The sequence below is a fragment of the Azospirillum argentinense genome (genome assembly GCF_000632475.1).
GTDB lineage: Bacteria > Pseudomonadota > Alphaproteobacteria > Azospirillales > Azospirillaceae > Azospirillum > Azospirillum baldaniorum.
The window spans coordinates 1,715,583-1,728,165 of record NZ_CP007793.1 but is presented as its reverse complement, the minus strand read 5'-3'; the positions used below and the strand labels follow the sequence as shown (position 1 = coordinate 1,728,165).

Annotated in this window: 11 protein-coding genes and 2 tRNA genes; 12 read left to right on the top strand and 1 reads right to left on the bottom strand. The window is 64.4% G+C overall.

Features of this window, described 5'->3' with window-relative positions:
* Positions 1–76: 76 nt before the first annotated feature.
* The gene (locus ABAZ39_RS08240; RefSeq protein ID WP_038528402.1) at positions 77–814 is read right to left on the bottom strand and encodes a hypothetical protein; all 738 of its coding nucleotides are present in this window, start codon (positions 812–814) and stop codon (positions 77–79) included.
* 276 nt (positions 815–1,090) lie between these two features.
* Here ABAZ39_RS08240 and lon point away from each other — a divergent pair, with 276 nt between their 5' ends.
* The 12 genes from lon to nuoH all read left to right on the top strand — a co-directional run bounded on the left by lon (position 1,091) and on the right by nuoH (position 12,501).
* The gene (lon, locus tag ABAZ39_RS08235; RefSeq protein WP_038528399.1) at positions 1,091–3,505 is read left to right on the top strand and encodes an endopeptidase La; all 2,415 of its coding nucleotides are present in this window, start codon (positions 1,091–1,093) and stop codon (positions 3,503–3,505) included.
* A gap of 164 nt (positions 3,506–3,669) precedes the next feature.
* Positions 3,670–3,942, top strand: coding sequence for a non-specific DNA-binding protein Hbs (gene hbs, locus ABAZ39_RS08230; protein ID WP_038528397.1), 273 nt, complete (start codon positions 3,670–3,672; stop codon positions 3,940–3,942).
* 106 nt (positions 3,943–4,048) lie between these two features.
* Positions 4,049–4,123, top strand: a tRNA-Val gene (locus ABAZ39_RS08225).
* Between the two features lie 164 nt (positions 4,124–4,287).
* A tRNA-Asp gene (locus ABAZ39_RS08220) sits at positions 4,288–4,364 on the top strand.
* A 344-nt stretch (positions 4,365–4,708) separates the two neighbouring features.
* The gene (locus tag ABAZ39_RS08215; RefSeq protein ID WP_014240120.1) at positions 4,709–5,077 is read left to right on the top strand and encodes an NADH-quinone oxidoreductase subunit A; all 369 of its coding nucleotides are present in this window, start codon (positions 4,709–4,711) and stop codon (positions 5,075–5,077) included.
* Entirely contained in the window at positions 5,068–5,610 is a 543-nt protein-coding gene (locus ABAZ39_RS08210) for a NuoB/complex I 20 kDa subunit family protein (RefSeq protein WP_014240121.1), read from the top strand. The genes ABAZ39_RS08215 and ABAZ39_RS08210 overlap by 10 nt, the downstream gene beginning before the upstream one ends.
* Positions 5,611–5,634: 24 nt before the next feature.
* Positions 5,635–6,264 carry an NADH-quinone oxidoreductase subunit C gene (locus tag ABAZ39_RS08205; protein ID WP_038528393.1) on the top strand — a complete coding sequence of 210 codons (630 nt, stop codon included), beginning with the start codon at positions 5,635–5,637 and terminating at the stop codon, positions 6,262–6,264.
* A 68-nt stretch (positions 6,265–6,332) separates the two neighbouring features.
* Entirely contained in the window at positions 6,333–7,481 is a 1,149-nt protein-coding gene (locus ABAZ39_RS08200; RefSeq protein ID WP_038531004.1) for an NADH-quinone oxidoreductase subunit D, read from the top strand.
* Positions 7,478–8,095, top strand: coding sequence for an NADH-quinone oxidoreductase subunit NuoE (gene nuoE / locus ABAZ39_RS08195; protein ID WP_038528391.1), 618 nt, complete (start codon positions 7,478–7,480; stop codon positions 8,093–8,095). Before ABAZ39_RS08200 ends, nuoE begins: the two co-directional genes overlap by 4 nt.
* A 10-nt stretch (positions 8,096–8,105) precedes the next feature.
* On the top strand, positions 8,106–9,398 hold the full coding sequence (nuoF, locus tag ABAZ39_RS08190; protein WP_014240125.1) for an NADH-quinone oxidoreductase subunit NuoF: 1,293 nt from the start codon (positions 8,106–8,108) through the stop codon (positions 9,396–9,398).
* Between the two features lie 15 nt (positions 9,399–9,413).
* On the top strand, positions 9,414–11,498 hold the full coding sequence (gene nuoG, locus ABAZ39_RS08185) for an NADH-quinone oxidoreductase subunit NuoG (protein WP_038528388.1): 2,085 nt from the start codon (positions 9,414–9,416) through the stop codon (positions 11,496–11,498).
* Positions 11,491–12,501 (top strand): NADH-quinone oxidoreductase subunit NuoH, encoded by a 1,011-nt coding sequence (gene nuoH, locus ABAZ39_RS08180; RefSeq protein WP_014240127.1) that lies wholly within the window; start codon positions 11,491–11,493, stop codon positions 12,499–12,501. Before nuoG ends, nuoH begins: the two co-directional genes overlap by 8 nt.
* Positions 12,502–12,583 lie beyond the last annotated feature (82 nt).

Sequence of the window (12,583 nt, the reverse complement as noted above, 5' to 3'; positions counted from 1 at the left end):
CCCTCACCGGCGGAGGTTGCGAAAACGAGAAAGGGCGCTTCGGGCGCCCTTTTTCATGCCTGGGCGGGGCCGCTGGTCACATCAACCGGCTCACGTTGCAGATCTTGTACGCGTATCTTACAACATCGTCCTCGCTGCACATGTCTTCGGTATAGACTTGGCTGTACAATCGCCACCGCCCTTGGACGCGCACGCCGACGAGTGAGCATTTGGTATGATCTCCGAAGGCGCGATACCGGCTGGGCCCGTAAATTGAGAAATCGGGGTTGAGGTTGCGCAGTTCCGCCGCCGTGGCGTCTTCTGTCATTCCCTCGATGTTGCACAAATTCGCGTGAGCGACGCTGACTGTCTGGTTCGCCTTGGCGGCCCAGCCGAAGGAGCAGCCGTCCATGGTCGCGTTGAAGAACAGGTCGGCGCCATCGCCCAAGGTGATCTGGGTGATCTTGTCTGAAATCCAGGGAAGATAGTAGGCGCACCAGCTCGGCGTGGGCGTCGTCATGGGGCGCAAACCCAGGTCGGGGCTTGTGAGGCAATAAGCGCCGGCGACGCTCCACTCCCAATCCTTTCTGAAAAATCCCAACAGTCTTGACCGGCGGCTGACCGTGTAATTCTTCCTGTAGACCTCCCGGTTGACCGTCTCGACATGCAATTCCCGCCTCTGGTCGAGCAGATAGAAAAACGGAGACTTGTATATTTCAGGCAAGTCGGAGCGGTTCATCTGCTGCGTCGGATAGCAGACGATGTTGTTCCCAAGGAAGCCGTCGGCATCGGCAACCAGTTGGTTTCGCAGATCCGCGGGCGCGCATCTTTTCATGAAAAGCTCCTTCGAACCGCCGCCACCGGCAGAGGTGTGGCATCGGTGGAAGGACGGTCAGGCCGACGGCGCCGTGAAGGCGCAGCCGCGTCGTGACAAGGGTTAAGCCCTTGCCGCACCGCCATACGGAATTGGGGTTCTGGCCCTTGAAGGGGGGCTATGGCTGTGCCACGTTAGAAAAAGTGCCGGTTTCCGATCCCTGCGCTCATCCCCGAGGCGGGGTTCCTCCCAGGCCCATCCCGGGCTGACGGCGTCCCAATGAAAGAGGCCCAATCAATGTTCGAAATCCCTCGTGGTGCCCTCTATCCGGTCCTGCCGCTCCGCGACATTGTGGTTTTCCCCCACATGATCGTGCCTCTTTTCGTCGGCCGCGAGAAATCCGTGCGCGCCCTGGAAGACGTTATGAAGGACGACAAGCAGATCCTTCTCGTCACCCAGAAGAACGCCGCGCAGGACGATCCGACGCCGGCCGATATCTACAGCGTCGGCACCGTTGGGACCGTGTTGCAGCTGCTGAAGCTGCCGGACGGAACGGTGAAGGTGCTGGTGGAGGGCGGCCAGCGCGCGTCCATCACCAAGTTCGCCGAGAACGAGGATTTCTTCCAGGCCCACGCCGACCTCGTCGAGGAGAAGGTCGGGGAAAGCCAGGAGCTTGAAGCGCTGGGCCGGGCCGTCGTCTCGCAATTCGAACAGTACATCAAGCTGAACAAGAAGATCCCGCCGGAGGTCCTGGTCTCGATCAACCAGATCGAGGAGCCGGGCAAGCTGGCGGACACCGTGGCCTCCCACCTCGCGCTGAAGATTCCGGAGAAGCAGCAGCTTCTGGAATGCGCCACGGTGTCGGAGCGTCTGGAGCGGGTCTACGCCTTCATGGAAGGTGAGATCGGCGTCCTGCAGGTGGAAAAGCGCATCCGCAACCGCGTCAAGCGGCAGATGGAGAAGACCCAGCGCGAGTACTACCTCAACGAACAGCTCAAGGCGATCCAGAAGGAACTCGGCGAGACCGAGGACGGCCGCGACGAGTCGGCCGAACTGGAAGAGAAGATCAACAAGACCCGCTTCTCCAAGGAAGCCCGCGACAAGGCCCTGGCCGAGCTGAAGAAGCTGCGTTCCATGAGCCCGATGTCGGCCGAGGCGACGGTGGTGCGCAACTACCTGGACTGGATGCTGTCCATTCCGTGGAAGAAGCGCACCAAGGTGAAGAAGGACCTGAAGCTCGCGCAGAAGATCCTCGACGCCGACCATTACGGCCTGGAGAAGGTCAAGGAACGCATCCTCGAGTATCTCGCGGTCCAGAACCGCATGAACAAGGTGAAGGGGCCGATTCTCTGCCTCGTCGGGCCGCCCGGCGTCGGCAAGACCTCGCTCGGCAAGTCGATCGCCAAGTCCACGGGGCGCAACTTCGTGCGCATGTCGCTCGGCGGCGTGCGGGACGAGGCCGAGGTCCGTGGTCACCGGCGCACCTACATCGGCTCGATGCCCGGCAAGGTCATCCAGGGCATGAAGAAGGCGAAGTCATCCAACCCGCTGTTCCTGCTGGACGAGATCGACAAGCTCGGCGCCGACTGGCGCGGCGACCCGTCGTCGGCCCTGCTGGAGGTCCTCGACCCCGAGCAGAACGGCACCTTCAACGACCACTACCTGGAGGTCGACTACGACCTGTCTGACGTGATGTTCGTCTGCACGGCCAACACGATGCGCATGCCGCAGCCGCTGCTGGACCGTATGGAGATCATCCGGGTCGCCGGCTACACCGAGGACGAAAAGGTCGAAATCTCCAAGCGTCACCTGATCGAGAAGCAGATCGAGGCGAACGGCCTGAAGAAGGGTGAATTCACGATCTCCGACGACGCGATGCGCGACCTGATCCGCTACTACACGCGGGAGGCCGGCGTCCGCAGTCTGGAGCGCGAGATCGCCAATCTCTGCCGCAAGGCCGTGAAGGAAATCCTGATGAAGGGCTCCGCCGGCGCCAAGGTCTCGGTCACCCGCCGGAACCTGGACAAGTACGCCGGCGTCCGTCGCTTCCACTTCGGCGAGGCGGAGCTTGAGGATCTGGTGGGCGTCACCACCGGGCTGGCCTGGACGGAAGTCGGCGGCGAGCTGCTGTCGATCGAGGCGGTCAGCCTTCCCGGCAAGGGGCGTGTGACCACCACCGGCAAACTGGGCGACGTCATGAAGGAGTCGGTCCAGGCGGCGGAGAGCTACGTCAAGTCGCGGGCCACCGCCTTCGGCATCAAGCCGACGCTCTTCGAGAAGCGGGACATCCACGTCCACGTGCCCGAGGGCGCCACCCCGAAGGACGGCCCGTCGGCGGGTGTGGCGATGATCACCTCAATCGTCTCGGTCCTGACCGGCATCGCGGTCCGCAAGGACGTGGCGATGACCGGCGAGATCACCCTGCGCGGCCGGGTGCTCCCGATCGGCGGCCTGAAGGAGAAGCTGCTGGCCGCTCTGCGCGGCGGCCTGAAGCATGTGCTGATCCCGAAGGACAACGAGAAGGATCTCGCCGACATCCCGGACAACGTGAAGCGCGGCCTGGAAATCATCCCGGTCAGCACCGTCGACGACGTCCTGAAGCACGCCCTGGTTCGGGAAGTCGAGCCCATCGAGTGGAAGGAACCGGAGGCGGTCGAGCCGGCGGTCGCCAAGCCGCAGACCGACGGTGGAGGCGAGGTGCTTCGTCACTGATCGAGTCCGGCGTTTAAAGCACCTTTAAAGCGCTACCATGCTTCGCATCGCCCGCCCGTCTGCAATTGACGGGCGGGCGATGTCGCGTTTATCGTTTGAATGCGTGAAGTCATTGGGCGGCTTTGCTTCCATTTTCTTTGCCGGTTTGAGAAGGGGGGAAGTAAGTGAACAAGAACGATCTGGTGGCGCACGTCGCCGACGCCGTGGGTTTGTCCAAAACCGATGCGACCAAGGCGGTCGACGCCGTTTTCGACGGCATCGCCGACTCGCTCAAGAACGGGGAGGAGGTTCGTCTGGTCGGCTTCGGCACATTCGCGGTCTCCGAGCGCGCGGCCAGCGAGGGCCGCAACCCGCGCACCGGCGAGAAGATCGCCATTCCCGCGTCGAAACAACCGAAGTTCAAACCGGGCAAGACCCTGAAGGACGGGTTGAAGTGATGACGCCTTGAACGGACAGGGCATTCCGGGCATAGTGCGCGCCGGTCAGCACAAGCTGGCCGGCTTTGCGTTGTCTGGAACGCCAATCCGGTCAACGACGCGGCGCGGGCGATTAGCTCAGCGGTAGAGCATCTCGTTTACACCGAGAGGGTCGGGGGTTCGAAACCCTCATCGCCCACCATCGCGCCCGGTCCTTCCGGCACGTCCCTTTCAAATTCGTGATTGACAGGTTATGCGTCGGGCGGCTAGAAACCGCCCATCGGCGACGGGGCGTGGCCCCGGAAACTGCGCTGCGATCCTATGACACGGACGCCTGTTCTTGCGCATTTCACTTCGCCGCGTTGCGCGGGTGTAGCTCAGTTGGTTAGAGCGCCGGCCTGTCACGCCGGAGGCCGCGGGTTCAAGTCCCGTCACTCGCGCCATTCTCTCCCTCTGCATTCTCCTTTTTGCAAAGAAAACGAAGCCTTCACGGCTTTACCGGCAGGTCCGCGGTCCCTATATCCGATTAGCTCGACCCGCATATCCGATAAGCCGGATAGAGAGAAGGGTCATTTAAAAAGTTTGGTAATACCAAGGACATCCGCTCATTTCCGCAGAGTGGATTCGTTGGCCGAAAGCGATTCAAAGCGCTTTCCTTGATCACGCTCTCGTCATATATTCCGCCCCGTCTGATGGGCTAATCCAAGGCATTCCAGCCACGACACCGCGCGTCGGCCGATTACGGGCCGTACCGGCGATCGTGGCGTGGGCTTATGGGAGGACCGCGGTGACCAACCCGCTGATCATTGAGTACCTTCCGATCCTGGTGTTCCTGTTGATCGGTATCGCGCTGGCCGTGGTGATGGTTGGCGCGTCTTACGTCATCAGCCCGAAGAATCCGGATTCGGAGAAGCTCTCCCCCTACGAGTGCGGCTTCGAGCCGTTCGAGGATGCCCGCACGAAGTTCGACGTGCGGTTTTACCTGGTCTCCATCCTGTTCATCATCTTCGACCTCGAGGTCGCCTTCCTGTTCCCGTGGGCCGTCGCGCTCGGGGACATCGGCCTCTTCGGTTTCTGGTCGATGATCGTGTTCCTTGGGATCCTGACCATCGGCTTCATCTATGAGTGGAAGAAAGGAGCTCTGGAATGGGAGTAGAGGCTGCCAAGCTGGCGCCGATTCCGCCCGGACCGGAACAGGACGCCTATCTCCGCGCGGTCACCGAGGAGATCCAGGAAAAGGGCTTCATCACGGCGAAGTACGAGGATGTGCTCGCCTGGGCCCGCACCGGTTCCCTGTGGCCGATGACCTTCGGTCTGGCCTGCTGCGCGGTGGAGATGATCCACGCCTACATGAGCCGGTACGACCTGGACCGTTTCGGCGTCATTCCGCGCCCCAGCCCGCGCCAGTCCGACTGCATGATCGTGGCCGGCACGCTGACCAACAAGATGGCCCCCGCGCTGCGCAAGGTCTATGACCAGATGCCGGAACCGCGCTGGGTGATCTCGATGGGCTCCTGCGCCAACGGCGGCGGCTACTATCACTATTCCTACTCGGTGGTGCGCGGCTGCGACCGGATCGTTCCGGTCGATATTTACGTGCCGGGCTGTCCTCCGACCGCGGAAGCGCTGGTCTACGGCATTCTGCAACTCCAAAAGAAGATCCGGCGCGGCAACCGCATCGCTCGCTGAATAAGAAAAAGGCAGGTCCTGGCCATGTCCGAACAGGCGTTGAAGGAACTTGGGGACCATATCGCCGCGACGCTCGGCGATGACGTCCTGAAGGTCGAGCTGAAGCTTGGCGAGCTGATGGTGACCGTCCGCCGGCCCTCGCTCATCAAGTCGCTCACCTTCCTGCGTGACGATCCGACCTGCTCGTTCGAGCAGCTGCTCGACGTCACCGCTGTGGATTGGCCGGAGCGGGAGGAACGCTTCGAGGTCGTCTACATCCTTTTGAGCTACAAGCACAATCGGCGCCTCCGCGTGAAGGTCACCACCGACGAGGACACTCCCGTGGCCTCGGCCGTGCCGGTGTACAACGCGGCCGGCTGGTTCGAGCGTGAAACCTGGGACATGTTCGGGATCTTCTTCTCCGACCATCCGGATCTGCGCCGCATCCTGACCGACTATGGTTTCGAAGGTCACCCGTTGCGCAAAGACTTCCCGATGACGGGCTATGTCGAGTGCCGCTACGACGAGGACCAGAAGCGCGTCGTCTACGAACCCGTCCGCCTGACGCAGGATTTCCGCAGCTTCGACTTCCTGTCGCCCTGGGAAGGCATGACGAACGTGATGCTGCCCGGCGACGAGAAGGCCCAGGCCCCTGACTCCGGGAGCAAGCCGTGACCATCGCCACGTCCGCACACCCCGCCGCCGGCCAGTCCGGCGGCAAGACCCAGATCAAGCCCTACACCATGAACTTCGGGCCGCAGCACCCTGCGGCCCACGGCGTGTTGCGTCTGGTGATGGAGCTGAACGGCGAAGTCGTCGAGCGCTGCGACCCGCACATCGGCCTGCTGCACCGCGGCACCGAGAAGCTGATCGAGTACAAGACCTACCTGCAGGCCGTTCCGTATTTCGACCGCCTGGACTACGTCAGCCCGATGTGCATGGAGCACGCCTATGTGCTCGGCATCGAGAACCTGCTGCAGATCAAGGCGCCGCTGCGCGCCCAGTACATCCGCGTCCTCTTCTCCGAGATCACGCGCATCCTGAACCACATCCTGTCGATCACCACCGGCGCGCTCGACGTCGGCGCGATCACGCCGGCGCTGTGGGGCTTCGAGGAACGCGAGATCCTCATGGAGTTCTACGAGCGTGTGTGCGGCGCGCGCCTCCATGCGAACTATTTCCGTCCCGGCGGCGTCGCCTGGGATCTGCCCGCTGGCCTGACCGACGACATCTGGGAGTTCACGGAGCGCTTCCCGAAGTTTGTTGACGACATTGACAATCTGCTGACGAACAATCGCATTTTCAAGCAGCGGACCGTCGACATCGGCGTCGTCACCAAGGAAGAGGCGTTCAACTGGGGCTTCACCGGCCCGATGCTGCGCGGTTCGGGCGTCGCCTGGGACCTGCGCAAGTCGCAGCCCTACGAAGTCTACGATCGCATGGACTTCGACGTGCCGGTCGGCCTGACCGGCGACTGCTGGGCGCGCTACCTCGTCCGCATGGAGGAGATGCGCCAGTCCAACCGCATGATCCGCCAGTGCCTGAAGGAGCTTCCCGACGGCCCGGTGCGCGCGGAGGAGCGCAAGGTCTCCCCGCCGCCGCGCGGCGAGATGAAGCGGTCGATGGAAGCGCTGATCCATCACTTCAAGCTCTTCACCGAGGGCTTCCACGTCCCGGCGGGCGAAACCTACACCGCCATCGAGGCGCCGAAGGGCGAGTTCGGCGTGTATCTGGTGTCGGACGGCACGAACAAGCCGTACCGCTGCAAGATCCGCGCACCGGGCTTCGCCCACCTGCAGGGCCTCGACTTCATGTCGAAGGGCCACATGCTGGCCGATGCGGTGGCCAACATCGCGTCCATGGACATCGTGTTCGGAGAAATTGACCGATGAGCGCCCCGGCTCACGACCCGGCCAAGGAGCCGGCCTCCTTCGCCTTCAATCCGGAAAACCTGGAACGGGCGAAAGCCATCATCGCGAAGTACCCGACGGGCAAGCAGGCCAGCGCCTGCATGCCGCTGCTCGATCTGGCCCAGCGCCAGAGCGACGGCTGGCTGCCGCGCGTCGCCATGGACGCCGTGGCCGACCTGCTCGGCATGCCGCGCATCCGCGTGTACGAGGTTGCGACCTTCTACACGATGTACAACAAGACCCCGGTCGGGAAGCACGTCATCCAGGTCTGCACGACCACGCCGTGCTGGCTGCGCGGGTCGGACGACATCGTGCACACCTGCGAGCGCAAGCTGGGCATCGGCGTCGGCGAGACCACCGCGGACGGCCAGTTCACGCTGCGCGAGGTCGAGTGTTCGGGCGCCTGCGTCAACGCGCCGGTGGTCCAGATCGGCGACGACTATTACGAAGACGTCAGCCCGGAACACATGGAAAAGATCATCGACGCCCTCAAGGGCGGCGAGATCCCCAAGCACGGCTCGCAGATCGGCCGGCAGTCCTCCGAACCGGTGGGCGGCCCGACGACTCTGAAGGCCTTCACCACCACGGCCGATTGAGGGGGATGCGATGCTTCGCGACGAGGACCGCATTTTCACCAACCTGTACGGCTACCAGAGCTTCGGCCTGGACGCCGCCCGGAAGCGTGGTGACTGGGACAACACCAAGGCCCTGATCGCCCAGGGCAAAGAGTGGATCATCGAGCAGGTCAAGGAATCCGGCCTGCGCGGGCGCGGCGGCGCCGGCTTCTCCACCGGCATGAAGTGGTCCTTCATGCCGAAGAACGTGACGGACAAGCCGGTCTACCTCGTCATCAACGCCGACGAGGGCGAGCCGGGCACCTGCAAGGACCGCGACATCCTGCGCCACGATCCGCACAAGCTGATCGAGGGCTGCCTGATCGCCGGTTTCGCCATCGGCGCGTCGGCCTGCTACATCTACATCCGCGGTGAGTTCTACAACGAGGGCTCCAACGTCCAGCGCGCCATCGACGAGGCGTACGAGGCGGGGCTGATCGGCAAGAACGCCTGCGGCACCGGCTACGACTACGACATCTACATCCACCGCGGCGCGGGCGCTTATATCTGCGGCGAGGAAACCGCGCTCATCGAGTCCATCGAGGGCAAGAAGGGTCAGCCGCGCAACAAGCCGCCGTTCCCCGCCCAAGCCGGTCTCTATTCCTGCCCGACCACGGTGAACAACGTCGAATCCATCGCGGTGGTTCCGACCATCCTGCGCCGCGGTGCGGCGTGGTTCGCCGGCCTCGGCCGTCCGAAGAACACCGGCACCAAGCTCTTCTGCATCTCCGGGCACGTCAACAAGCCGTGCAACGTGGAAGAGGAGATGGGCATCCCGCTGAAGGAGCTGATCGAGAAGCACGCCGGCGGCGTGCGCGGCGGGTGGGACAACCTGCTGGCGATCATCCCCGGCGGCTCGTCGGTACCGCTGCTGCCGAAGTCGATCTGCGACACGGTCCTGATGGACTTCGACAGCCTGCGCGACGTGCGCTCGGGCCTGGGCACCGCGGCGGTGATCGTGATGGACAAGTCCACCGACGTGGTGAAGGCCATCGCCCGCCTGTCCCAGTTCTACGCCCATGAGAGCTGCGGCCAGTGCACGCCGTGCCGCGAGGGCACCGGCTGGATGAACCGCATCATGCAGCGCATGGTGACCGGCAACGCGCGCGTCGAGGAAATCGACATGCTGCTGGAGGTCACCAAGCAGATCGAGGGGCACACCATCTGCGCGCTCGGCGATGCCGCGGCCTGGCCGATCCAGGGCCTGTTCCGGCATTTCCGGCCGGAGGTCGAGCGCCGCATCCTCGACTACCGCAACGCCGCCAAGTCCTTGGCGGCCGAGTAAGGAGCCCGGTTTCCAATGCCGAAACTCACCATCGACGGGATCGAGATCGAAGTCGAGCCGGGCACCTCGATCCTGCAGGCCTGCGAACAGCTGGGCATCGAGATCCCGCGCTTCTGCTACCACGAGCGTCTGAGCGTGCCGGCGAACTGCCGCATGTGCCTCGTGGAGATGGAGCGCGCGCCCAAGCCGGTGGCCGCCTGCGCCATGCCCTGCGGCGACGGGATGGTCGTCAAGACCAACACCGAACTCGTGCACAAGGCCCGCAAGGGCGTCATGGAATTCCTGCTGATCAACCACCCGCTGGACTGTCCGATCTGCGACCAGGGCGGCGAGTGCGATCTCCAGGACCAGGCGATGGCCTACGGTTTTGACCGTGGCCGCTACGGCGAGAACAAGCGCGCCGTCCAGGACAAGTACATGGGGCCGCTGATCCGGACCGAGATGACGCGCTGCATCCACTGCACGCGCTGCATCCGCTTCGTGAACGAGATCGCCGGCGTTCCCGACCTCGGCGCGGTGAACCGCGGCGAGCATATGGAGATCACCACCTTCGTCGAGAAGGCCATCGGGTCGGAGCTGTCGGGCAACCTCGCCGACGTATGTCCGGTGGGCGCTCTGCTGTCCAAGCCCTACGCCTTCACGGCCCGCCCGTGGGAGCTGCGCAAGACCGAGACGGTCGACGTGCTGGACGCGGTCGGCTCGAACATCCGCGTCGACACCCGCGGTCCCGAGGTGATGCGCGTCCTGCCGCGCGTCAACGAGGACGTCAACGAGGAGTGGATCGCCGACAAGACCCGCTTCGCCTATGACGGGCTGAAGCGCCAGCGTCTCGACCGCCCCTACGTCCGCAAGGACGGCAAGCTCCAGCCGGCGACCTGGGCCGAGGCCTTCCAGGCCATCGCCGCCAAGGTCAAGGGCGTCCCGGGCAACCGCATCGCCGCCATCGCGGGCGATCTGGCCGACACCGAGTCCATGCTGGCGCTCAAGGAACTGATGGCCGGCCTCGGCTCGGCCAACATCGACTGCCGCCAGGACGGCGCCCTGTTCGACACCTCGTCCCGCGCGGGCTACCTGTTCAACAGCGGCATCGCCGGGATCGAGCGGGCCGACGTCATCCTGCTGGTCGGCACTAACCCGCGTTGGGAAGCCACCATCGTCAACGCCCGCATCCGCAAGCGCTACCTGATGGGTGGCCTGAAGGTCGCGGTGATCGGCGAGGCCCGCGAGCTGACCTACCCGTACAGCCATCTCGGCACGGGCACCGACGCCCTGCAGCAGCTCGTCGACGGCACGCATGCCTTCGCCGACGTGCTGCGCGGCGCCAAGAACCCGATGATCATCCTCGGTGCCGGCGCCTTCCGCCGCAAGGACGGCGCCGCCGTTCAAGCCGCGGTGCGCAAGCTGGCCGAGACCTTCAACGTGGTTCAGGACGGCTGGAACGGCTTCAACGTGCTGCACACGGCGGCGTCCCGCGTCGGCGGCCTCGACATCGGCTTCCTGCCGGGCGAGGGCGGTCGCGGCACCGCCGGCATCGTCGAGGGGGCAGGGAAGGGCGAGATCGACGTGGTGTACCTGCTGGGCGCCGACGAGATCGACACCGCCGCTCTGGGCAACGCCTTCGTGGTCTACCAGGGCCACCACGGCGACAAGGGCGCCCACCGCGCCGACGTCATCCTGCCGGGCGCCGCCTACACCGAGAAGAACGCCCTCTACGTCAACACCGAGGGCCGTCCGCAGCAGGCGCGTCTCGCCACCTTCCCGCCCGGCGAGGCGCGGGAGGATTGGAAGATCCTGCGCGCCCTGTCGGAACAGCTCGGCCACAAGCTGCCCTACGACAGCCTGACGCAGATCCGTCGCCGTCTGGCCGAGGTCAACCCGGTCTTCGCGGCGGTCGGCACGGTCACGCCGGCCCCCTGGGCGCCGTTCGGCGCGGAGGGTGCGCTCGACGCGGCCCCGCTGCAGTCGCCGGTCGCGAACTACTACATGACCGACCCGATCAGCCGCGCCTCGGTGACCATGGCTCGTTGCGCCGAGACGTTCGTGAAGCCCGCCGTGAAGCCCGCCGAGAGCGCTCAGGAGAGGACCGGTACCCATGGCTGAGTTCTGGAGCGGCTTCCTGCTGCCGCTGATCATCATCGTCCTCAAGATCCTGGCGATCGTCGTGCCGCTCCTGGTGGCCGTGGCCTTCATGACCTACGCCGAGCGTAAGATCATGGGCGCCATGCAGCTCCGCCAGGGCCCGAACATCGTCGGCCCGTTCGGGCTTCTGCAGCCTTTCGCGGATGGCCTGAAGCTGTTCGCGAAGGAGCAGATCCTGCCGGTCGGCGCGAACCGCTTCGTGTTCTATCTGGCCCCGATGCTGACCTTCTTCCTGGCGCTGGTCGCCTGGGCGGTCATTCCCTTCGACTACGGCATGGTGCTGGCCGACATCAACGTCGGCATCCTGTACCTGTTCGCGATCTCGTCGCTGGGCGTGTACGGCATCGTGATGGCCGGCTGGGCGTCGAACTCGCGCTACGCCTTCCTCGGCGCGCTGCGCTCGGCGGCGCAGATGGTGTCCTACGAGGTCTCGATGGGCCTCGTCATCATCTCCGTCCTGCTCTGCGTCGGCTCGCTGAACCTGACGAAGATCGTCGAGGCGCAGGAGACGATCTGGTTCGCCATCCCGCTGCTGCCGATGTTCGTCATCTTCTTCATCTCGGCGCTGGCGGAAACCAACCGGTCCCCCTTCGATCTGCCGGAAGGCGAGTCGGAGCTGGTGGCCGGCTTCATGGTGGAGTACAGCTCGGCCCCCTTCGCGCTCTTCTTCCTTGGCGAATACGCCAACATGATCCTGATGAGCGCGATGACCAGCATCCTGTTCCTGGGAGGCTGGCTGCCGCCGCTGCCGTTCGCGCCCTTCACCTGGATCCCCGGCCCGATCTGGTTCGCCCTGAAGATCGCCTTCTGCCTGTTCGTCTATGTGTGGGTCCGCGCGACCATGCCGCGCTACCGCTACGACCAGCTGATGCGTCTGGGGTGGAAGGTGTTCCTGCCGTTCTCGCTGCTGTGGGTCGTGCTGACGGCCGGCGTGCTGGTGACGTTCGGCTGGCTGCCGAAGTGACCGGCGCCTGAACGGACCATCGGATCGAGTTTCAAAGAGAAAGCGCGGGCGTCACCCGGAACGGGGCGCCCGCTAGGAAGGA